General features: G+C 65.3%; 15 protein-coding genes, 1 tRNA gene and 1 rRNA gene. 15 read left to right on the top strand and 2 right to left on the bottom strand.

Annotated features, from left to right (window positions below; genetic code table 11):
* Nucleotides 1-69: 69 nt before the first annotated feature.
* Both AC1AYR_RS10075 and AC1AYR_RS10070 read right to left on the bottom strand, forming a co-directional pair.
* Entirely contained in the window at nucleotides 70-2835 is a 2766-nt protein-coding gene (locus AC1AYR_RS10075; protein ID WP_476512490.1) for a coiled-coil domain-containing protein, read from the bottom strand.
* A gap of 190 nt (nucleotides 2836-3025) precedes the next feature.
* Entirely contained in the window at nucleotides 3026-3970 is a 945-nt protein-coding gene (locus AC1AYR_RS10070) for an AEC family transporter (protein ID WP_476512491.1), read from the bottom strand.
* Nucleotides 3971-4119: 149 nt separating this feature from the next.
* Between AC1AYR_RS10070 and dapE the strand changes: the two genes are divergently transcribed.
* The 15 genes from dapE to AC1AYR_RS09995 form a co-directional block, all read left to right on the top strand.
* A complete protein-coding gene (dapE, locus tag AC1AYR_RS10065) occupies nucleotides 4120-5325 on the top strand; it encodes a succinyl-diaminopimelate desuccinylase (protein ID WP_101621778.1) in 1206 nt (401 codons plus the stop codon).
* Between the two features lie 312 nt (nucleotides 5326-5637).
* Nucleotides 5638-8595, top strand: coding sequence for an Rne/Rng family ribonuclease (locus AC1AYR_RS10060; RefSeq protein WP_101621736.1), 2958 nt, complete (start codon nucleotides 5638-5640; stop codon nucleotides 8593-8595).
* Nucleotides 8596-8761: 166 nt separating this feature from the next.
* A complete protein-coding gene (gene rplU, locus AC1AYR_RS10055; protein ID WP_034527101.1) occupies nucleotides 8762-9070 on the top strand; it encodes a 50S ribosomal protein L21 in 309 nt (102 codons plus the stop codon).
* A 55-nt stretch (nucleotides 9071-9125) separates the two neighbouring features.
* Complete coding sequence (gene rpmA / locus AC1AYR_RS10050) at nucleotides 9126-9377, top strand: 50S ribosomal protein L27 (protein ID WP_034527102.1); 252 nt, start codon at nucleotides 9126-9128, stop codon at nucleotides 9375-9377.
* 155 nt (nucleotides 9378-9532) lie between these two features.
* The gene (gene obgE, locus AC1AYR_RS10045; protein ID WP_476512492.1) at nucleotides 9533-11218 is read left to right on the top strand and encodes a GTPase ObgE; all 1686 of its coding nucleotides are present in this window, start codon (nucleotides 9533-9535) and stop codon (nucleotides 11216-11218) included.
* Between the two features lie 10 nt (nucleotides 11219-11228).
* On the top strand, nucleotides 11229-12362 hold the full coding sequence (gene proB, locus AC1AYR_RS10040; protein ID WP_101621734.1) for a glutamate 5-kinase: 1134 nt from the start codon (nucleotides 11229-11231) through the stop codon (nucleotides 12360-12362).
* Between the two features lie 127 nt (nucleotides 12363-12489).
* Entirely contained in the window at nucleotides 12490-13698 is a 1209-nt protein-coding gene (locus AC1AYR_RS10035) for a pyridoxal phosphate-dependent aminotransferase (RefSeq protein ID WP_476512497.1), read from the top strand.
* Between the two features lie 231 nt (nucleotides 13699-13929).
* Nucleotides 13930-14005 (top strand) — tRNA-Trp (locus tag AC1AYR_RS10030).
* Between the two features lie 34 nt (nucleotides 14006-14039).
* On the top strand, nucleotides 14040-14267 hold the full coding sequence (gene secE / locus AC1AYR_RS10025; RefSeq protein ID WP_034527108.1) for a preprotein translocase subunit SecE: 228 nt from the start codon (nucleotides 14040-14042) through the stop codon (nucleotides 14265-14267).
* A 42-nt stretch (nucleotides 14268-14309) separates the two neighbouring features.
* The gene (nusG, locus tag AC1AYR_RS10020) at nucleotides 14310-15224 is read left to right on the top strand and encodes a transcription termination/antitermination protein NusG (RefSeq protein WP_034527111.1); all 915 of its coding nucleotides are present in this window, start codon (nucleotides 14310-14312) and stop codon (nucleotides 15222-15224) included.
* Between the two features lie 2549 nt (nucleotides 15225-17773).
* Nucleotides 17774-19525, top strand: coding sequence for a sodium:solute symporter family protein (locus AC1AYR_RS10015; RefSeq protein ID WP_476512493.1), 1752 nt, complete (start codon nucleotides 17774-17776; stop codon nucleotides 19523-19525).
* 47 nt (nucleotides 19526-19572) lie between these two features.
* On the top strand, nucleotides 19573-19908 hold the full coding sequence (locus tag AC1AYR_RS10010) for a hypothetical protein (protein ID WP_476512494.1): 336 nt from the start codon (nucleotides 19573-19575) through the stop codon (nucleotides 19906-19908).
* A gap of 388 nt (nucleotides 19909-20296) precedes the next feature.
* The gene (gene rplK / locus AC1AYR_RS10005; RefSeq protein ID WP_034527117.1) at nucleotides 20297-20728 is read left to right on the top strand and encodes a 50S ribosomal protein L11; all 432 of its coding nucleotides are present in this window, start codon (nucleotides 20297-20299) and stop codon (nucleotides 20726-20728) included.
* Between the two features lie 15 nt (nucleotides 20729-20743).
* Nucleotides 20744-21436, top strand: coding sequence for a 50S ribosomal protein L1 (gene rplA / locus AC1AYR_RS10000; protein ID WP_476512495.1), 693 nt, complete (start codon nucleotides 20744-20746; stop codon nucleotides 21434-21436).
* A 735-nt stretch (nucleotides 21437-22171) separates the two neighbouring features.
* Nucleotides 22172-23612 (top strand): 16S ribosomal RNA (locus tag AC1AYR_RS09995); the annotation flags it as partial.

Here is a 23612-nt window from a genome sequence, read left to right as displayed (position 1 = left end):
GTATTCGTTCATGCCGGCTGGGTGACGGTAGCACGATAAGAACGTGGCATCGTCACCCAGCGTCAGTGCTCAGTAGCGCTTGCGAGCGGCGCGGGAACCGGTGAAGGCGACGGCACCCATCGCTGCGCTGGCGACAGCGATGGCAAGAGCCAGAGACTCGGAGGCGTCGCCGGTCTGGGCGAGCGTTTCCGCGTTGGACTCGGTGTTGCTCTTGGTGGTCGTGTCGGTCGCTTCGGACTTGTTCGAGGACTGGTTGTTCTTGTCCTGCTGAGCCTTGTCGTAGGCGTCCACGACGGCCTTGCAGGTGTCGTAGTCGCGCACGGCGGCATCGTAGGCGGCCTGAGCGTCGGCCAACGCCTGCTGGGCCTGTTCGTCAGCCTCGAGGGCGGCGTCGTAGTTGGTCTGTGCGACACCCATCTGGTACTCGGCGTCCGTGTAGGCACCCTGCGCCCTGGCGAGGGCGAGCTGCGCGGCGTTGTACGCGGCGACGGCCTTGGAGTAGGCCTGGGTCAGCTCGGCGGACTTGTCGCGGGCGGCCTCCCACGCGGCCTGGGCCTCGGCGAGGGTCTGCTGCGCGGCCTCGTTCTCGGCGGTGGCCTGGTCGAGCGCCTGCTTGGCGTCCTCGGCCGCGGCCTGCTTCTGGTCGCGCAGGGCCTTGGCGGCCTGCGCCTTGGCTTCGGCGCGCTGGGCCGCGTCGAGCAGGTCGTCGCTCTTGCCCTTGGCCTCTTCAGCCACCTTGCGTGCGGCCTCGGCCATACGGTCAGCGGCATCCTTGGCGACGCCGAGGCCATCCATGGCGGCCTTCGCGGCGACCACGTTGCCGGTGGCGAGCACGTACGCGCCTTCGGCGGCCAGCCACGCGTTGCGGGCGGTCTGCTTGGCCGCGGTGGTGGCATCGAACGCGGTCTTGGCGCTGTTGGCGATGATCTTCTTGGCTGCGACATCACCCTTGGCGAGCGTCAGGGCGAGACCGTTCTTGATCTTCCATTCGTTAAGGGCCTGAGCCGCGGCGTCGGAGGCCTGCTTGGCAGTGGTCTCGGCGGTGGTGGCATCGTCAAGCTGCTGCTTGGCGGTGTCGGCCGCGGTCTTGGCGTCCTTGGCCGCGGTCTCCTTGCCCGGCAGCGCGGTCTCCGCCTCGTCGAGCTGCTGCTTGAGCTCGTCGATGTTCTCCGCGTTCTTGATCTGCTGCTCGAGGGAGGTGACGGTCTCCTTGAGCTGGGTCTGCTGGGCGGCGGCGTCGGCGGCCTGCTGCTTCGCGTTGGCCAGCTGTTCGGCGGCGGCGTCGGCAGCAGCCTTGGCATCCTCAACCGTGGTGCCGAAGTTGTTGTATTCCTGCGTGGCGCTGTCCAGAACGGCCTGACGGTTGTCCTTGTCGGCAGCGGTCGATCCGTAGATGCCGTTGGCCACGTTGTATGCGGTTTCGTTCGCCGCGGTCGTGGCCTTTGCCGCGCCCAGCTTCGCCAAGGCGACGGCCTTCTGGCCGGCGTGGAAGAAGTCGTTCGGAATCGCATCGTAAGCGGCCTGGGCGGCGGCCTCATCGACCTTGGCCTGATCCCATGCGGCCTTGGCCGAGTCGATCTTGTTCTGGGCTTCAACCGACTCGTCAAGCTTGGACTGCGCGTCGGTGACGGCGTTGTACAGTCCGGTCGCCTGGTCGAGCGTCGCGGCGGCCGCGTCGTATTCAGGCTGAAGCTCGGCGACCATCGCGTTCGCGTTCTCGACCTTCTCGTCGGCCACCTTGAGCTCGTCCTGAGCTTCGGCCAACTGGCTCTTCAGCTCGTTGACGTCCACCGAACCGGCCTGCTCGATCTGCGACTTGAGACCGGCGATCTTCGCGTTGAGATCGTCGACCTCCTGCTGGGCGGCATCGGCCTTGGCCTTGGCCTGCGTGTACGCGTCAGTAGCATCCTGCTTGGCCTTGAGCGCCGTTTCGTGCGCGGCCTTCGCCTCGTCGGCCTTCTGCTGGAGTGCGGACTGTTCGCCCTCAAGCGCATCGAGCTTGGCCTGTGCCGCCTCGAGCGCGGCCTTCGCCTCGTTGTACTTGACGCCCGCGTTGTGGTTGATTTCAACGGCGGTCAGATACGCTTTGTAGAGGTTGTCGCGGACCTGGCCGGCTTTCTCCTGAGTGCTGACGGCGGCGTCGTAGTTCTTCACGGCCTTGTTGTACAGCGAGTCGACGCCATCCGCGACGGCCTGCAGCGCCTCATACGTCTTCTGGGCGGTCTCGTAGACCGTCTTGGCGGCGGCGGCGAGATCGCTGGCGCACTTTGCGGCCTGCTCGGCGGCCTCATAGGCATCCTGAGCCTGATCGAACTCGGCCTTCGCCGTGTTGTAGGCGTCGGTGGCCGTGCCCAGCTTGGCGGCGGCCTCGTCGGCGGCGGCCTGAGCATTGTTGAGCGTCACATGGGCCTGAGCCTGGGCATCGGAGGCATCATTCGCGGCCTGCTCGGCCTCGTTCTTGGCTTGAAGAGCGGCATCGTAGGCGGCCTGGGCATCGGCCTTCGCCTGCTCGGCATCGGTCAGGCGCTGCTGGGCGCCATCCAGCGCGGTCTTGGCGTTCGCGGCCTGCTTGGCGGTCTGATCGGCGGTGCCGCGCGCCTCATCGAGGGCCTGCTTGGCGGCCTTCACATTGGCCTCGCACTGGGCGAGCGCGGTGCGGTCGCCGGCTGCGCACTGGTTGTACAGGTCGGCGTCCATGTCCTGATTCTCCGTCGCAAAGGCGGCGGTCTGCATCATCGGGGCCATTGACAGGCCGGCCGCGACGGTCAGCGCGGCAATGCTCTTGCCACCCTTGGAGAGGGCGTTCTTGAGGCGCTCCTGATTGGAGGCACCCAACTCGTTAGCATGACGGGGGGGGGTGATTGTTCTCATAATCGGAACCTTCTCTTCACTTCCATTGTGTTGTTCCTGTCTCCCGAATACTCCACCCGACAATCCGAATGGTCAATCCGGGGGAACGAGACGTAAGAATACACCCCCTTGCTTACAACAGCGTCGTAACAATCACGGGGTAATGCACGTATAGTCAGCTCAGCAACGCTGCGATGACCGCGATGAACACCGGGCTGGTCATCGTGCTCATCAGGATGCCGTCGCGCGCGAACGTGAGGCCCACGTTGTAGCGGGCCGCGTAGTTGTACACGTTCTGACCGGTCGGCAGGGCGGCGAGCACGACGCACGCGTACAGCTCCGGGCCGCGGAAGCCCATCATGAAGTAGGCGAGCAGGAACGCGATGGTCGGCATTACGATGTTCTTCAGCGCCGCCACCGTGAAGATCGCCGGACGGTCGCCCTTCTGCTGCAGCGGCTTCGTGCCGTGCAGCGACATGCCGAACGCCATGAGGATCATCGGCACCGCCGACTCGCCGATCATGTTGATCGGATCGTAGATGTAGTTCGGCACCGGGAACCAGCCGAGCTTCGCGCTCAGCGCCGAGACCACGATGCCGAGCAGCGAGCCGATGAGCAGCGGCTGGTGCAGCGGCTGCTTTGCGATCTCCTTGAGCGACACCTTGCCCTTCGTGGTCACGTCGAGCACCGTCAGGCCGATCGGCGTGAACAGCGCCTGCTGCATGACGAGGATCGGGGCGACGAGCGCGCCGTTGCCGAGGATGTACGTGGCCACCGGCAGGCCGATGTTGTTCGAGTTCAGGTACAGCGAGTTCAACGCGCCGATCGTCGCATCCGGGGCCTTCAGATGGAAGAACATGCGGTTGAGGATGAGGAACACGACGCCGACGAGCATGGCCGACAGGAACGCCACGATGATCGACGGGTGGAAGATGTCGAAGATCGGCTCCTTCGACAGGATCGCGAACATCAGGCACGGGCTCGACACGAAGAACGAGAAGCGGTTGAGCACCATCTGCGCGCTCGGACCGCCGATGCGCATGCGCGCCGCCACATAGCCCACGAAAATCACGATGCCGATGACGCAGAACCCCTGCATCGCGCTCAACAGACCAGGCATACCCGTGAAGACCCTCTTTCCTCGTGATTCCTCGTGATTCCTTGTGAATCGTCATCTAGAGTGTGGCACAGAACCGTGCGCGCGGCCGTGAAATCTCACCCAATGGTAAGAGGAATCACATTCCACGCCCCGCCGTTAGGATGGTCGGCATGACGCTTTCCCTGAACACCGCCGCGCCGCGCGGCGAACAGCTCGAATCCCTGCTCGACCAGATCATGGGCGTGTACTCCGTCAGCGACGACGAGACCGCGCTCGCCGACGACATCGAGGCGTTCCTCAAGGAATACCCGCATCTCGACGTGCGACGCCACGGCGATACGATCGTCGCCTCGACCGCGTTCGGCAGGCCGAGTCGCGTGATTCTCGCCGGGCACATCGACACGGTGCCGGTCATCGACAACTTCCCGCCGAAGTGGCTCGAACCCGGCGATCCGCTCATCCGCGGGGACGTGGCCGCCGCGCACCCCGGAGAACGTGTGCTGTGGGGCCGCGGCGCCACCGATATGAAGGCGTCCGACGCGGTCATGCTCCATCTCGCCGCCACGCTCGACGGCTCCACGCCCGAGACCACCCCGAAGGCCGACCTCACGTTCGTGTTCTACGACCACGAGGAGGTCGCCGCCGAGAAGAACGGCCTGAGGAAGGTCGTCGAAAGCCACCCCGACTGGATCGCAGGCGATTTCGCGATCATCGGCGAGCCGACCAACTGCGGCATCGAGGGCGGTTGCAACGGCACGATCCGCTTCGACGTGGTCACGCACGGCGTGGCAGCGCACTCCGCCCGCGCGTGGATGGGCGAGAACGCGATCCACAAGGCGGCCGGCATCCTCAACCGTCTCGCCGCCTACGAGCCGGCGGACGTGGAGGTGGACGGCCTCGTCTACCGCGAGGGCCTCAACGCCACGCTCATCTCCGGCGGCAAGGGCACGAACGTGATTCCCGACGAGTGCCGCGTGCACGTCAACTACCGGTTCGCCCCGGACAAGACGCTGGCCGAGGCGAAGGCCCTCATGATGGGCGCCGACGCGGGTGCCGAACTCGGCAACGGCGAGCATGTCGCCACCGGCGGCGTGTTCGAGGGCTACGGCATCGAGATGAAGGACGAGTCGCCGTCCGCCCGTCCGGGCATGGACGCGCCGCTCGCCGTCTCCCTTGCCGATCTGGTGCGCGAACGCACCGGCCGCGAGCCGCTTGCGAAACTCGGGTGGACCGATGTGGCCCGGTTCTCGCAGCTCGGCATCCCCGCGGTGAACCTCGGCGCCGGCGATCCGCTGCTCGCCCACAAGCACGACGAACAGCTGCCCGCCTCCGAGCTTCCCCTCCTCGCCGACATCCTCCTCGCCTGGCTCGTCTGAGCTCTGTGGCGGCTCGGCCGTCGGTCCGTCCGAGCCATGAGCCAAGCCGTGGGCCGTGGGTGAACGCAGCCCGGTCAAAGTTGTGGCATACTTAAGGATGGCGGTTCTGCAAGCCGCCGACGTGCCAGATGGCGTCGATCCCCTCGCATCGGGTCTTTCCCCCCGAATCTCCGCGCGAGCGCCGGTGTCCGCCGTCCGAGCCGCACAGACTTTGACTGGATTTGCTTCTGCGGGCGCAACCGATGCGCGGCCACGGTGAGAGCGTGGTGTGACAGCCGCAGTGAGCCCTGAGTAAGGCTGGCATGATGCAGCATGCCGGCGAGGAGCATCGTGCCCACTGTGAACAACGATGGGGCCGACGAGGTCGGCGCCCTGAACATCAACGTACCCGAATCCGCTTCCGAATCGTCCTCCACGCCGTCCCGTCGTCGCCGCGGCGGCCGTCGCGTGGTGCGTGGTGCCGGCGCCGCCGGTGCGTCGCTCGAGCTGAAAGTCGAGGACCATTCCTCGCCGATGTTCGAGGAGCCGAAGCTGCCGATCGCCGACCAACCGTCGGACGATGCCGCGTCGCCCGTGACGCGGATCGACGATGACGACGATGAGACGCCCGTGCGCTCGCGTCGTCGCCGCGTCGCCCGCGACGAACGCGACGACGTCGACGAGCGTCCGTCCCGCTCGCGCCGTCGTGCGCGTCTTTCCGACGATGACGACGACGAGCGCGGCGATGAGCGTCCGTCGCGTCGCCGCCGCGCACGCTACGACGATGACGACGAGCTCGTCGAGCGTCCGTCGCGTCGCCGCCGTGCCGTGCGCGACGATGATGACGACGAGTACGAGCGTCCGTCCCGTGCGCGTCGTCGCCGCGCCATCCGCGACGACTACGACGATGACGACGATGACATGCGCTACGACCGTTCCCGCCGCGCCCGCCGCGACGATGACGACGACGATCAGCTGGAACGCGCCGAGGAGCTGCTCGACGTGCTGCCGATCCACGATCGCGATGACCGCAACGGCGGCCGCCGCGCCAAGCCGATGACGTCCCTGCTGTTCCAGGAGCCCGTGCTGCCGGTCGGCGCGCCGGCCGCGAACGACGACGATGACGACGACGCGGAGTCCCGCGACGATCGCGGCGGTGACACCGACCGTGACGACGAGCGCGAAGGCGGCTCCCGCGAGGGCCGTCGCACGCGCCGCCGTCGCCGTGCCGACCGTGCCGACCGCTCCGACGGCGATGCCCGCGGCGGCGACGCGGACGCCGACCGCGACGAATCCGACACGCGTGATGCCGAGCGCGACGGCGTCGAGCCGCAGGACGAGGAGTCCGGCTCGACGCGCACGCGCCGCGGCCGCAACCGCCGTCTCAACGCGCAGGAACGCCGCGCCGCCGCCGAAGTCGAACAGATCGAGGAGGACCTCGAACTCGACGACATCGCCTACCGTCCGATCGACGAGGAGGAGAACGACGATACGGCCGACGAGACGCGCACGCGTCGCCGTCGCCGTCGTCGCAACAAGACCGACCAGGCGTCCGGCGACGAGCGCGCCGCACGTGCCGATGCCGACGAACATGAGGACCGCGACGAGCGCGCCTCCCGCGACGAGGAGGAGACGGTCACGCGCCGTCGTCGCCGCCGTCGCGGCAAGGGCGGCGACGACGAGCAGATCGTCGCGCGCCGCTCCCGCAAGCAGCAGTACATCGACGAGATCACCGACGTGGAAGGCTCGACCCGACTCGAAGCCAAGAAGCAGCGCCGCCGCGACAACCGCCGCGAACGCTCCCGCCAGTCGCAGCTCATGGAACAGGACTTCCTCGCGCGCCGCGAGAACGTCGAACGTCTCATGGTCGTGCGCGAGAAGGAGCAGCACACGCAGATCTCCGTCGTGGAGGACAACGTGCTCGTCGAGCATTACGTGTCCGACATCCAGGAGGTGCAGACCGTCGGCAACGTGTACCTCGGCCGCGTGCAGAACGTGCTGCCGAGCATGGAGGCCGCGTTCGTCGACATCGGGCAGGCGCGCAACGGCGTGCTGTACGCCGGCGAGGTCAACTGGGATGCGACGCGTCTCGAAGGCCAGCCGCGCCGCATCGAACTCGCGTTCAAGTCCGGCGATCCGGTGCTCGTGCAGGTCACCAAGGACCCGATCGGCCACAAGGGCGCCCGTCTGACCTCACAGGTCACGCTCGCCGGCCGTTTCCTCGTGCTCGTGCCGTCCGGCGGCATGACCGGCGTGAGCCGCAAGCTTTCGGAGCGCGAACGCTCCCGCCTCAAGAACATCGTCTCCAAGATCGCGCCGAAGAACATGGGCGTGATCATCCGCACCGCCGCCGAGGGAGCGAGCGAGGAGGCGATCGTCAAGGATCTGGAGAGCCTCGTGCGCCAGTGGGAGCGCATCAACGCCAAGCGCGAGGAGTTCTGGCACGGCAAGCGCCCGAAGCTGCTGCAGGGCGAGCCGGACGTGGCGATTCGCGTCGTGCGCGACATCTTCAACGACGACTTCACGAAGCTCATCGTGGAGGGCGACAAGGTGTACGAGCGCATCGAGGAGTACCTCGACACGATGGCCCCCGACTTGAAGGACAAGCTGGAGAAGTGGGATCCGGCCGACCATCAGGGCAAGGACGTGTTCGACAAGTGGCAGATCGACTCGCAGCTCCGCAAGGGTATGGAACGTCAGGTGTACCTGCCGTCCGGCGGCTCGATCGTCATCGACCGCACCGAGGCGATGACCACGATCGACGTGAACACCGGCCGCTTCATCGGCCGCGGCAAGTCGCTCGAGGAGACCGTCACCCGATGCAACCTCGAAGCCTCCGAGGAGATCGCGCGCCAGCTGCGCCTGCGCGACATCGGCGGCATGATCATGATCGACTACGTCGACATGGTGATGCCGGCCAACCGCGACCTCGTGCTGCGCCGCCTCGTCGAATGCCTGGCGCGCGACCGCACCAAGCACCAGGTGGCGGAGGTCACGTCGCTCGGCCTCGTGCAGATGACGCGCAAGCGCATCGGCCAGGGCCTGGTGGAGGCGTTCTCCGAGGAGTGCCCGACCTGCAAGGGACGCGGCTTCATCCTGCACGACAAGCCGATCGTCAACGCCGACTACGACGATCCGTACGCGTTGCGCGGCGGTGACCCGTTCGTCAAGACGAACAAGCACGGCCGCGGCACGACCCCTGCGCCGGAGCCGGCCGGCTCCACGCCGGACGTGAAGGCCAAGCTCGCCCAGATCGCCGCGGCCGCCGTGGCCGCCGGCGGTGAGGAGTAAGCCCGCCCGCTTCGGCCCTATAACACAGTTCGTACAGACACGCGGACGGAACACGGTTGCGTTAGTCCGCGCGTCGGTGTACGTTTGATTGCTGGTGTCTGACCGCGAGCTCGGCATATCCGGGTGAGTCAGGCAAGAAGCTTGCCAATTCAATAAAGGAACGATTATGTACGCGATTGTGAAGGCCGGTGGCCATCAGGAAAAGGTCGAGGTCGGCGACGTCATCCTCGTCAACCGTCTCGACGCCAAGCAGGGCGATACCGTGGAATTCCCGGTCGCGCTCGTTGTCGACGGTGCGAACGTCACCCTCGCCGCCGCTGATCTGGCTAAGATCTCCGTCAAGGCCGAGGTCGTGAAGGACGATGCCAAGGGCCCGAAGATCAGCATCCAGAAGTACAAGAACAAGACCGGCGTCGCCCGCCGCAAGGGTCACCGTCAGAAGCTGACGATGGTCAAGGTCACCGAGATCGCCTGAGTTCTTGACAGCAGGTTTTCCGTTAAAGCTTAATTAGTACCGAAAGGAAACGATCATGGCACATAAGAAGGGTGCTTCCAGCTCGCGTAACGGTCGCGATTCAAATCCTCAATACCTCGGTGTGAAGAAGTTCGGCGGTGAAGCCGTCGTCGCCGGCAACATCATCGTTCGCCAGCGTGGCACCAACTTCCACCCGGGCCAGAACGTCGGCATGGGCAAGGATCACACCCTGTTCGCGCTGACCGACGGCTCCGTCAAGTTCGGCGTCCGTCGTGACCGCAAGGTCGTCGACGTCATCGCCGCCTGAGCGACAAGCCATTTCGGCGACAAGCGTTTCGGAAAGCCGCGCCCGTAAGGACGCGGCTTTTTCGTATCCGGCGTAACGGCCGGCGTAGTATCCGGCGTAGTATCCGGCGTAGCAGGAACGGCCCCGAACCAAGGGTCAGGATAGGGTTAACAGTTATGAGTGATTTTGTGGATCGAGTGACCGTCCATGTCAAGGGCGGTGACGGCGGCAACGGCTCGGCCGGCATCCGCCGTGAGAAGTACAAGCCGTTGGCCGGCCCGAACGGCGGCAACGGCGGTGACGGCGGCTCCGTCATCTTCGAGGCGACGCGCAACGCGACCAGCCTGCTGGACTATCGTTTCATGCCGCACCGTGTGGCGCCCAGCGGCACGATGGGCCTGGGCGACAACAAGGACGGCGTCAAAGGCAAGGATCTGATCCTGCCCGTACCGTGCGGCACCGTGATCTTCACGGCCAAGGGCGCGCAGGGCGCCCCCAAGCACCCCGGCGAGGAGCTCGCCGACTTGCGCCATGAGGGCGATCGTTTCATCGCCGCGGAAGGCGGCGCCGGCGGTCTCGGCAACATCGCGCTGGCGAACCGCACCCGCCGTGCCCCCGGCTTCGCCCTGCTCGGCGAGCTCGGCGAGGAACGCGACGTGATCCTCGAACTCAAGTCCATCGCCGACGTGGCGCTCGTGGGTTTCCCGTCCGCCGGCAAGTCGAGCCTCATCGCCGCGATGAGCTCCGCCAAGCCGAAGATCGCCGACTACCCGTTCACCACGCTCGTGCCGAATCTCGGCGTGGTCGTCGCCGGCGACCGGCGCTACACGATCGCCGACGTGCCGGGCCTGATTCCGGGCGCCTCCCAGGGCAAGGGCCTGGGCCTCGAGTTCCTGCGCCACATCGAACGCACCGAGATCATCGCGCACGTCATCGATTGCGCGACGCTTGAGGATGGTCGCGACCCGATGAGCGACTACGAGGCGCTGGAGCACGAGCTCGCCGAATACGCCGGCTCGCTGGAACTGCCGCTCGGTGCGATCCCGATTCCGGAGCGTCCGCGCATCATCATCCTCAACAAGGCCGATGTGCCGGAGGCCAAGGAGCTCGCCGAATTCGTCAAGCCCGAATTCGAGAAGATGGGCATGAAGGTGTTCATCATCTCCACCGCCTCGCACGAGGGGCTGAAGGAGCTCAATTTCGCCCTGGCCGACATGGTCGCCGACATGCGCGACGAGGTCGCCAAGCGCGAGCAGGCAGAAGAGGAGACGCGCGTCGTCATCAAGCCGCTGGAGACGCGCGGCCGTCGCCGCCGTTCCGCCGACGAGCACGGCACCCCGGTCGACTTCACCGTCGAACGCAAGGAGAACAAGCTCGGCGAATTCTGGTTCGAGGTCACCGGCCGCAAGCCGGAACGCTGGGTGCAGCAGACCAACTTCGACAACGACGAGGCCGTCGGCTACCTCGCCGACCGTCTCGCCAAGCTGGGCGTCGAGGACGAGCTGCGTCGCAAGGGCGCCAAGCCGGGCGACGAGGTGCGCATCGGCAAGGGCGACCGTGCGGTCGACTTCGACTGGGATCCGACCATCGCCGCCGGCGCGGAACGCCTCGATGGCGCCCCGCTGGGCGCGCGTGGCCAGGATCTGCGTCTCGACGCCGAACAGCCGGGCTCCCGTCGCCGCACCAACGCGGAACGCCGTCGCGAATACCACGCGATGATGGACGCGAAGGCCGCCGTGCGCGAGGCGATGATGAAGGAACGCGCCGCCGGCCACTGGGCCGACCCGTCCATCGACGACGACCGTCACGACGAGAAGAGCCTCTTCGGTCGCGGCGAGGATTCCGAAACACAGGACGAGTAGAACGGCAACCATGTCCACACCGTCACAGGCCCAGATCCGCCGCCGCGTGTCCGAAGCGGAAACCGTCGTCGTCAAGGTAGGTTCCAGCTCACTCACGCAGGCCGACGGCCATCTCGACGTCACGAAACTCAACGCGCTGGTCGGCGCGCTCGCGTCGACACAGCTCATGGGAGCGCGCGTCGTGCTCGTCTCGTCGGGTGCCATCGCCGCCGGTTTCGGCCCGCTCGGCTTCGACGCGCGGCCGACCGACGTCGCCACGCAGCAGGCGACCGCGGCCGTCGGCCAGGGCCTGCTCATGGCGCAGTACGAGGCGGCGTTCGGCCGGTTCGGCGTGCGCGTCGGACAGATCCTCATCACCGCGGAAGACACGATCCGCGCCACCCAGTACCGCAATGTGCAGCGCACGCTGGACCGTCTGCTCGATCTGGGCGTCGTGCCGATCATCAATGAGAACGACTCCCTCGCCTCGAACGAGATCCGTTTCGGCGACAACGACCGGCTGTCGGCGCTCGTCGCGAACCTCGTGCGCGCCGACGCACTCGTCCTGCTCACCGACGTGGACGGCCTGTACACGGCGCCGCCGAGCGAACCCGGATCGAAGCGCATCGCCTACGTGCCGAACGTCGTGGACGCGCTCGGCGAGGTGAAGGTCGGCGGCACGGGCTCGAAGGTCGGCACCGGCGGCATGGTCACCAAACTGGAGGCGGCGCGCGTCGCGGCCGTCTCCGGCATCCCCACCGTGCTCACCTGCGCGGGCAACGCGGGACCGGCGCTGATGGGCGATCCGGTAGGCACCGCGTTCGCGCCGGTGAAGCGTCGCGGGTCGACGCGACGGCTGTGGATCGGCTTCGCCGCCGAGCCGCGCGGCACGATCATCGTCGACGCCGGCGCGGGGGAGGCCGTGCGCGGCGGGCGCGCGTCGCTCCTCGCCGCCGGCGCGGTCGAGGTGCGCGGCGCGTTCTCCGCCGGCGATCCGGTGTGGATCGACGCGGAGGACGGCACGCATCTGGCGCGCGGACTCGCCGGATACGACTCCGAGGAGGTGCCGCGGATGCTCGGACGCAACACGACGCAGCTCAAGCGCATCCTCGGCGAGGAGTACGCGCACCCGCTCGTCCATCGCGACAATCTCGTGCTCGTGTGAGGTGAGGGGCGGTCCGGCGGGTACCCGGACACTGCGGCGGGTACCCGGACACCGCGGCGGTATCGGTCGGGCATCCGCCGGACTGTTCCCTTTTTCGCCCTTCGGGTTTATTGTGGGAGCCATGACTATGGCTGATTGGCAGACTCTCTCCGACCGTATCAATCACGTGACCCCGAGCGCCACGCTCGCCGTCGACTCCAAGGCGAAGGCCATGAAGGCCGCCGGCCTCGATGTCATCGGCTTCGGCGCCGGCGAACCGAACTTCCCGACGCCCGACTATGTGGTCGATGCGGCGGCGGCCGCCTGCCGCGATCCGAAGAACTACAAGTACACGCCCACGCCGGGCCTGCCCGAGCTGCGTCGCGCCATCGCCGACAAGACGCTGCGCGACTCCGGCTACGAGGTGACGCCCGACCAGGTCGTCGTGACCAACGGCGGCAAGCAGGCGGTCTATTCGACGTTCCAGATCCTGCTCGACGAAGGCGACGAGGTCATCATCCCCACGCCGTACTGGACCAGCTACCCGGAGGCCGTCAAGCTCGCCGGAGGCAAGCCGGTCGAGGTGTTCGCCGGTGCCGACCGCGGCTTCGAGCCGGACCTCGCGGCGATCGAAGCTGCGCGCACCGAGCGCACGAAGGCGATCATCGTGACCTCCCCGAACAACCCGACCGGTGCCGTGTGGAGCCCCGAAACCATCGAGGGCATCGCGAAGTGGGCGATCGAGCACCACGTGTGGGTCATCTCCGATGAGATCTACGAGCACCTCAACTACGACGACGCGCACACCACGTTCATCGGCGCGGCCGTGCCCGAAGTGCGCGATCAGCTCATCGTGCTCAACGGCGTCGCCAAGACCTACGCGATGCCCGGCTGGCGCGTCGGCTGGCTCATCGCGCCCGAGCCGGTCGCCAAGGCCGCCGCCAAGCTGCAGGGCCATATGACCTCCAATGTGGCGAACGTCTCCCAGCGCGCCGCCATCGCCGCCGTCTCCGGCCCGCTCGACGCCGTGTACCGCATGCGCGAGGCGTTCGACGTGCGTCGCAAGGCGATCGTCGCCGCGCTCAACGACATCGAAGGCGTGAACTGCCCGACGCCGACCGGCGCGTTCTACGCGTTCGCCGACATCACCGCGCTGCTCGGCAAGCCGCTCGGCCCCAACGGTACCGTCTCGCACTCCTCCTCCGAGTTCGCCGCCGCGCTGCTCGACGAGGCGCATGTCGCCGCAGTCCCGGGCGAGGCGTTCGGTGCGCCCGGCTACCTGCGCTTCTCCTACGCGCTGGCGGACGACCAGCTCGCCGAGGGTATGCGCCGCATGAAGGCGTACGTCGAGGCGTGATCGGTGTGCGGTTGGTGTGCGGTCGGTGTGCGTGTGACGCGTGATCGGCACGCGGCTGACGTGCGCGACATGCCGTAACATCGTTGGAATCCCGTGGTTTTCCCACGGGATTCTCTGTATGTGGACATCGCGAATTGACGGATTCCGGACGAGCCGCTACTATATCTGCTTGGCGGTTTTCGCCGGGCGAAGCGTTCTCTCGGGAACGCCGCGCAAGGTGATTGTTCACCTAGGGAAGTGGCGCAATTGGTAGCGCAACGGTCTCCAAAACCGTAGGTTGTGGGTTCGAGTCCCGCCTTCCCTGCCAAGGATCTTACGAATACCCTGAGCGAAGGATGAATATGGCGAAGGCTAGCAAGAGCGAAAAGGCCGTAAAGCCGAACGTCTTTATGCGCATCGGTCTGTTTATCAAGCAGATCATCGATGAGCTTCGCAAGGTCGTGACCCCCACCGCCAAGGAACTGTTCTTCTGGTCGCTGGCCGTGTTCATCTTCGTGCTGCTGCTGATGGCTCTCGTCACCGGCATGGACTTCGGTCTGAGCAAGCTCACGCTCTGGATGTTCGGCTGATCGTCTTTACGTGAACGACAACGAACCCGAAGGTGAATACGCATGAGTGATGAAGTGAATCTCGATAACCTCGACGCGCTGCCCGATCTGCCGGAGACCGCTCCGGTCGAGCAGACTGCCGAGACCGCGGAATCCGATCAGGCCGCCGAGGCGGTCGATGCTATCACCTCCGACGATACGGTCGAGGCTGCTGCGGCCGCTGAAACCGCTACGGCTGAAGAGTCTGACAAGTCCGACGAGACTGACGATGCTCCGGCTGCCTCCATCGAAACCCCTGCTGTTTCCCTCGACGATGATGAGGAGCAGGAGACCAACGAATCCGAGCAGGCCGAAGCCACCGATGCCGGTCAGGCCGCCGTCGAAGCGTTCTCCAAGTCCCTGCGCACCCTCGAAGGCAAGTGGTATGTGCTGCACACGTACTCCGGCTACGAGAAGCGCGTCAAGACCAACGTCGAATCCCGCATCCAGTCCTTCGGCCTCGAAGACACGATTTTCCAGATCGAAGTGCCGATGGAGGAAGTCGAAAAACACACTGAAAAGGGCAAGAAGGTCATCACCCGCGTGCGTGTTCCCGGTTACGTGCTCATCCGCATGTGGCCTGACGAGAACGCCCGCCGCATCGTTCGCGAGACCGAAGGCGTGACCGGCTTCGTCGGCCCCACCAAGGACCCGGCGCCGCTGTCCCGCAAGGAAGTCGTTGCGATGATGGCCCCGATGATCGCCTCCGAGGCGCTCAAGAAGGCCGGCGACAAGCCCGCCGCCGCCAAGAAGCGCACCGTCGAAGTCTCCTACGCGATCGGCGATCAGGTCACTGTCACCGACGGCCCCTTCGCCACCATGGCCGCCGTCGTCTCCGACGTCGAGCCGACCACGCAGAAGCTCACCGTGCTCGTGTCCATCTTCGGCCGCGATACGCCGGTGGAGCTTGGCTTCAACCAGGTGCAGAAGCTCGACTGAGTTTCGGCGACTGAGTCTCGGCGACTGAGCGCCTTCCGCGTTTCTTCTGGGCCGGCGTGTCCGCAGACTTGAGAAATCCCCGCCTCGCGCGGGGATTTTTTGTTGCCGTCGTTGCTGTCTAACTCCCTCCCGCTGGCGGGAGGTGGCGCTTCGCGTCGGAGGGTGGTCGCGGGTGTGAAATGTCGGGGATTCCGTTCCTTCCTCCCGCTGGCGGGAGGTGGCGCACAGCGCCGGAGGGTGGTCGCGGGTGTGGCGCTAGGTCCGGTGATGCCGAGTTTGTGGCACCGGTTCGTGCGGTTGTAATTCGTATCTTCCTCCCGCTGGCGGGAGGTGGCGCACAGCGCCGGAGGGTGGTCGGCGATCGCGTACCGCCGTCACGCCCAGCCGATACCGGTGGCGTCGTTGACGCAGCCACCCCCACCCGGCTCACGCCGGGAGCCCCCCGCCGGCGGGGGCAAAGGAATCGCGGCATGCCATCCCCTCCCGCTGGCGGGAGGTGGCGCGTAGCGCCGGAGGGTGGTTCCGAGCCCAAGGCGTCGGGACGATGGAGGCCGTCCCCGCATTCGCCCCGTCGTCCCGTATTGTCCGCCATCGAAGAGAACGGGCCTGAAGGTCCCATGACGTTACGCGACGAGGATCCGGTCCGGGGTCGTAGGAACCCAATGTGGCGTCCTGTTCTGGAATCCGGTTTCCGCACCGCCCGTCGGACCGGCCCGCGGTCCGGGGCCTCCGCCTCCCCTCCCGGCAGGGAGTCGCCGTATCCGCCTCGGCAAGGCGATGCGCGTCGATATCCGCTCCGGCGTCGCAAATCCCGGAGAACAACGGTGTCGTCCGGGATTTCTGACGCTGGGCTGCGTTCAGCGTCCCGGATTCCGGAGATGAGCGGCTTCATCCGTAATCCGGGATGCTGAGCCGCTCTCAGCGTCCCAGATTCCGGAGATAAGCGGCATCGTCCGTAATCCGGGATGCTGAAGCCTCTCCCAGCGTCCCGGATTACGGACGATAGGGCCGTTCTCCCGAATCCGGGACTCCTGGCGGCCCCCGGCCGTCCCGGATTCCGGACGCGGCCGATCGCCTCCGGGATTCGTGAGCCGGGAACGACCGCCTGGAGCGATGCGGACAGCCGGCTCCGGGCCAAGGGGCGTTCTCGGACTCCACCCGCTGCGCCGACCCACACCCCCGGGGGTGCTCCAGACAACATCGCGACAACATCGAGCGGGGAACGTGCCACGGAACCAAGATGCCCCACGACGCCGCACCGATCCGCACCGCGGGGGACAGCGATGCTCCGCTCGTTGCGCCGATCCGCGCCGTGGGGCAGCCGCGGGGATGGTGGTATGCCACAACGGCGTGCGGGGATCGTGTCATGAGATCGCGATGCTCCATGAAGTCGCGCCAGTCCGCGCCATGGGAATGCGGCGATGCTCCACAATGGCGTGCGGGGATGGTGTTGTGGCGCGGTGGTGCGCCACAACACGGCCGCGGAAGGCGGTTCGTGGGAGTTGTGGCGCGATTTGAGGGTCCGTCCGCTCCACAACATGCGGTGGGAACGATACCGGCGGCTGTTGTGGAGCAGGCCCGCTCCACAACAGGAGCAGGAACCGGGATTGCGGGGAGTAGTGGCGCACTTTACGGGCCGGGAACGCCGAAAACGGGGGGTTGTACGGGGCAAGCGGCGGAATGCCGCTCCACAACAGGTTCTCCGGCGCGTGTTGTGGAGCAGAATCGCTAGGAGACATGGGGATGGGGGCGTGCGCGCCGCGTGCGGCGTGTGCACACCGTACTCCGCACGCACTTCACACGTGCCCGAACCGACCGGCCCAGCAACGACGAACGCACCGGATTCCAGCCCGTTGACCACCCTCCGGCGCTACGCGCCACCTCCCGCCAGCGGGAGGAAGATGAAAATCACAACCGCGCGAGACCATGCACATCATAATCGAAGAACACCAAAAACCGTGGTCTACCCGGCCCGTGGCCACCCTCCGGCGCTACGCGCCACCTCCCGCCAGCGGGAGGAGAATGGGGAGGCCATGCCTCATGTGCTCCACTTCCCGTCTAGCCTGCCGCGATCCCTTCGCCCTCGCTGGCGGGGCTCCCGGTGTGAGCCGGGTGGGGGTGGCTGCGTCAACGACGTCACCGGTATCGGCTGGGCATGACGGCGGTACATGATCGCCGACCACCCTTCGGCGCTGCGCGCCGCCTCACCGGCGGGAGAGGATGAGGACGACGACCGCGACGACGCGCCACACCGTCGCGCGCGCCACCCTCCGGCGGGAGGGTGTGAGGGGAATCACAGTCGCGCGGGCCTACGCGCGCCACAATGCTGAGAGCCGCAGGAGAGCCGCGGAATCATAGGGCGACGAAGTGTCGAACCGTTTCGATTTGTCAGTAAATGTTCTCTTTTTGCCGTTGAATTGTGCGAAACGAGTTGTATTTTGTGTAAATCGGACTATATTACCGTCCCGATAACGCAAACATCGACGTTGCCTCGGCGGCTGCCGGTGCCTGTGTTCGAGGAAGAACAACTCTAGGAAAGAGGGAGCGGCATGATTGATCTTGCTGCCGGGGAATCCGCGATTCGCCTGTCGCTGAGCTGGGTGGATTGGCTTATCCTCATCATCTACTTCGCCATGATCGTGTGGATCGGCTATTCGATTCACAAGCAGCAGAAATCCTCCGAGGACTTCCTGCTCGCCGGTCGTTCGATGCCGGCGTGGATCGCAGGCCTCGCGTTCTGCGCCGCCAACCTGGGCGCCACCGAGATCCTGGGCATGGCCGCCAACGGCGCCCAGATCGGCATGCCGACCATCCACTACTACCTGATCGGCGCCGTGCCGGGCATGGTGTTCCTCGGCATCTTCATGATGCCGTTCTACTACGGCTCCGGCGTGCGCTCGGTGCCTGAGTTCATGTACCAGCGCTTCGGCAAGGGCGCGCACATCATCGTGTCGCTGTGCTTCGCCGTGTCCACCATCCTGCAGGCCGGCATCAACCTGTACGCCATGGCCCTGATTCTTCAGGCCATGCTCGGCTGGAGCCAGTGGACCGCCATCATCGTCTCCGCCGTCTTCGTGCTTGCCTACATCACCTTGGGCGGTCTGACCTCCGCCATCTACAACGAGGTCATGCAGTTCTTCGTCATCGTCGCGGCCCTCATCCCGGTCACCGTCATCGGCCTGTCCCATGTGGGCGGCTGGAGCGGCCTGACCGCCAAGCTCGACGGCATGAAGGACTGGACGGGCTCTGTCCACGCCTGGGCCGGCACCGGTCTCGGCAACGTGACCAACCCGGTCGGCGGCGACTGGTTCTCCATCCTCATGGGCCTCGGCTTCGTGCTCGGCTTCGGCTACTGGACCACCAACTTCACCGAGGTGCAGCGCGCCTTCGCCGCGAAGAGCATGACCGCCGCCCGCATGACGCCTATCCTTGGCGCCATCCCGAAGATGGTCATCTGGCTCATCATCATCATCCCGGGCATGATCGCGGCCGCCACCGTCGGCAACCTGTTCTCCGGTGCGCACCCGGTCCTGCAGTACAACGAAGCCATCCCGTACCTGTTCAAGATGTACCTGCCGAACGGCGTCCTCGGCGTCGCCATCACCGGCATGATGGCCTCCTTCATGGCCGGCATGGCCGCGAACGTCTCCTCGTTCAACACCGTGTTCACCTACGATCTGTGGCAGGACTACGTCAAGCCCGGCCAGAACGACAAGTACTACCTGAACATGGGCCGCATCATCACCGTCATCGGTGTGTTCATCTCCGTGTTCACCGCGTGGATCGCGTCGCAGTTCGGCAACATCATGACGTACCTGCAAACGCTGTTCAGCTTCTTCAACGCCCCGCTGTTCGCCGTGTTCATCCTCGGCCTCGTGTGGAAGCGCGTCTCCAACGTCGCCGGCACCGTCGGCTACGTGTGCGGCATCATCGCCCCGCTCGTCACCTACATCCTCTACCTGCAGTCCGTCGCGGCCGGCAACCCGATCTTCGGCTCCGCCACCGCCGAGACCTGGTACGGTGCCATCATCTCCTGCCTCGCCACCTGGATCGTGGCGGCGGTCATCACGCCGTTCACCAAGGCGAAGTCCGATGAGGAGCTCGAGGGCCTGACCTTCGGCACCAACGGCATCAAGTACTTCAAGGAGGCCTCCGCCGAGGAGCTCGAGGACGCCAAGCGCGCCGCGAAGGAAGCCGGCAAGGACGTCGCCACCGTGAAGGTTCCGTGGTACAAGAAGCCGCTGATCCTGGGCACCGTGATCTTCGTGCTCGGTCTCGTCTTCTACATCCCGTTCTTCTAAACCCTCGGGTTGACCCATCAACGTAGGAACGTTCTAAGGAGTTTGCAATGGCAGAAGAGACCGAAGGCAAGAGCCTGCTGACTCAAGCCGAGAAGGATCAGGCGGTCAAGGCGGCGCGTAACAACGATCTGCGCCGGCTCATCGCGATCCTGTTCATCATCTACGGCGTGATCGTCACGATCGTGGGCATCGTCGCGCCGAACATGAACGGCGCCGACACCAACGGCATCGCGATCAACCTGTGGACCGGCATCGTCATGCTGGTCATCGGCATCGCGTTCGAACTGTGGTGCCGTCTCAAGCCGCTCTCCGCGGAGGACATCATCGCGTCCGCCGAGGAGTCCGTGCGCAAGGCGCAGGTCCAGCACGAAGGCGCGAAGTGAGTCGCGCACGTCGGTGACGACCGGTAGCGGCGCAACGACGTGACGTTCGCGCGTCACGCCGCCGTCGCACGTCAGGGGCCGTCGGGAGCATCGCGCTCCCGGCGGCCCTTTCGCGTGCGACGTGCGACGTGCGGTGTCGGCGGTGTCGGCGGTGACATGATGGCGGCGTGACGGATGCGGTGACGGCGACGCAGGGAAGACGCGTGTCGATGATGTCGCGACGACGGCGCATAATGGGATGGTTTGTGTCTGGAGGGGAGACCCGCTAGCACAGCACAGCAATATAAGTTGCGGGAGGAGACCGTGCGGACGGTCGCGCATCGCGTTGACGACGCGCGCGGACGGACGGCGACCGATTGCACCGCGTTATAGAAAGAAGAACCATAACATGGCTCCCAAGAAGAAAGTCTCCGCGCTGATCAAGCTGCAGATTCAGGCTGGCAAGGCCAACCCGGCCCCGCCGCTGGGCCCTGCGCTGGGTTCGCACGGCGTCAACATCATGGACTTCTGCAAGGCGTACAACGCCCAGACGCAGGACAAGATGGGACAGGTGATCCCGGTTGAGATCACCGTCTACGAAGATCGTTCCTTCACCTTCATCCTCAAGACCCCGCCGGCCGCGGCTCTGCTCAAGAAGGCCGCCGGCATCGACAAGGGCACCGAGAACCCGCTGACCCACAAGGTCGGCTCCGTCACCAAGGCGCAGGTTCGCGAGATCGCCGAGACCAAGATGGCCGATCTCTCCGCCCGTGACATCGAGGCCGGCATGAAGATCATCGAAGGTACCGCCCGCTCCATGGGCATCACGGTGACCGACTGATAAGGAGAAGGACAGATGGCTAAGCATTCCAAGAAGTACCTTGAGGCGGCCGAGAAGGTCGATCGCAACAACCTGTACACCCCCGACCAGGCCATCGCGCTGCTCAAGAGCATGCCGGCCCGCAACTTCGACGAGTCCGTCGAAGCGGTGCTTCGCCTGAACGTCGACCCGCGCAAGGCCGACCAGCTGGTCCGCGGCACCGTGAGCCTGCCTCACGGCACCGGTAAGACCGTCAAGGTCCTCGTCTTCGCCCGTGGCCCGCAGGCCACCGCGGCCCAGGAGGCCGGCGCCGACATCGTCGGTGACGACGAGCTCATCGCCAAGGTGCAGGGCGGCTTCCTCGACTTCGATTCCGTCGTCGCCACCCCGGACATGATGGGCAAGGTCGGCCGCCTCGGTCGTGTGCTCGGTCCGCGTGGCCTCATGCCGAACCCGAAGACCGGCACCGTGACCATGGACGTCGCCAAGGCCGTCAAGGACATCAAGGCCGGTAAGATCGAGTTCCGCGTCGACAAGAACGGCAACCTCTCCTTCCTGATCGGCAAGGCCTCCTTCGAGGAGTCCGCTCTGGATGAGAACTTCCGCGCCGTCGCCGACGAGGTCAAGCGTCTCAAGCCGTCCACCGTGAAGGGCCGCTACATCACCAAGGCGACCATCACCTCCACGATGGGCCCCGGCATCCCGGTCGACCCGAACGTGGTTGCGTGACGTCATCGCCATGGCGTGATGTCGTTTCGGCATGATGCCGTGACGTATTGAAGATCCCAGGTTCCTTTTTAGGAACCGGGGATCTTTTCGTATGCGCTGTTGTTGGGTGCCGTGGTGTGCATGGTCAGCCTTGTTCCTCCTGCGGGCGGGAGGTGGCGCGCGGAGCGCGTCGGATGGTGGTCCGGTCGCGAGGTCCGGGCATGCGGCCCGGTGCGGTCGTCCGGTGGCCCCACCCGGCTTCGCCGGGAGCCCCCGCCGGAGGGGGCGTGTTCGGTGAATGTGTGGTTGGTTGTGGGTGAATTGTGGTGGTTGGGGTGTGTGTGGTGGTGTCTGGCTGGGTAGGCTGGTGGTTACATAGGGTGTTTGTGTGGTTTTCGACACGCCGGTGGTTGCTTGTGTTTGCAATGGTTCCGGAGTGGTTTTGTGATGCTGGTTTGCGGTGTGGCGCGGTGTGGTGTATGTTTATCTCTTGCTGCCGGTCAGCTTCTGGTTCTTCCCCTTTGTGTGGTTGGTTTCCGGGGTTGGCTGTGTGTGGTGGTTTGAGAACTCAAGAGTGTGTTGTACTACTTACTTCTTTATAGTCAATGATTGCCAGTCCGATGCCCGCTCGTTTTCGCGAGTACCCGAGGGGGTTTGATGGGTGTCGGGGTTTTTGTGCGAACGTCCTTCCTTATAGGATGTTCCGTCTTTTTTCTTTTTGAGAGTCATTTGTTTGGTTCTCTTCATGAAGTTTTTTTTGTGGAGGGTTCGATTCTGGCTCAGGATGAACGCTGGCGGCGTGCTTAACACATGCAAGTCGAACGGGATCCTGGGGGCTTTGCTTCCGGGTGAGAGTGGCGAACGGGTGAGTAATGCGTGACCGACCTGCCTCGTACTCCGGAATAGCTCCTGGAAACGGGTGGTAATGCCGGATGCTCCAGCATGCTGCATGGTGTGTTGGGAAAGGGTCTTACCGGTACGGGATGGGGTCGCGTCCTATCAGCTTGACGGTGTGGTGATGGCGCACCGTGGCTTCGACGGGTAGCCGGCCTGAGAGGGCGACCGGCCACATTGGGACTGAGATACGGCCCAGACTCCTACGGGAGGCAGCAGTGGGGAATATTGCACAATGGGCGCAAGCCTGATGCAGCGACGCCGCGTGCGGGATGACGGCCTTCGGGTTGTAAACCGCTTTTGGCAGGGAGCAAGGCCTTCGGGTTGAGTGTACCTGTCGAATAAGCACCGGCTAACTACGTGCCAGCAGCCGCGGTAATACGTAGGGTGCAAGCGTTATCCGGAATTATTGGGCGTAAAGGGCTCGTAGGCGGTTCGTCGCGTCCGGTGTGAAAGCCCATCGCTTAACGGTGGGTCTGCGCCGGGTACGGGCGGGCTGGAGTGCGGTAGGGGAGACTGGAATTCCCGGTGTAACGGTGGAATGTGTAGATATCGGGAGGAACACCAATGGCGAAGGCAGGTCTCTGGGCCGTTACTGACGCTGAGGAGCGAAAGCGTGGGGAGCGAACAGGATTAGATACCCTGGTAGTCCACGCCGTAAACGGTGGATGCTGGATGTGGGGCCCTTTCCACGGGTCCCGTGTCGGAGCCAACGCGTTAAGCATCCCGCCTGGGGAGTACGGCCGCAAGGCTAAAACTCAAAGAAATTGACGGGGGCCCGCACAAGCGGCGGAGCATGCGGATTAATTCGATGCAACGCGAAGAACCTTACCTGGGCTTGACATGTTCCCGACGACTCCAGAGATGGGGTTTCCCTTCGGGGCGGGTTCACAGGTGGTGCATGGTCGTCGTCAGCTCGTGTCGTGAGATGTTGGGTTAAGTCCCGCAACGAGCGCAACCCTCGCCCCGTGTTGCCAGCAGTTCGGCTGGGGACTCACGGGGGACCGCCGGGGTCAACTCGGAGGAAGGTGGGGATGACGTCAGATCATCATGCCCCTTACGTCCAGGGCTTCACGCATGCTACAATGGCCGGTACAGCGGGATGCGACATGGCGACATGGAGCGGATCCCTGAAAACCGGTCTCAGTTCGGATTGGAGTCTGCAACCCGACTCCATGAAGGCGGAGTCGCTAGTAATCGCGGATCAGCAACGCCGCGGTGAATGCGTTCCCGGGCCTTGTACACACCGCCCGTCAAGTCATGAAAGTGGGCAGCACCCGAAGCCGGTGGCCTAACCCAGTTC

Source organism: Bifidobacterium sp. LH_417 (assembly GCF_056357035.1).
The sequence above is the reverse complement of the archived record's forward strand: the minus strand, read 5'-3'. Positions and strand labels throughout refer to the sequence as shown.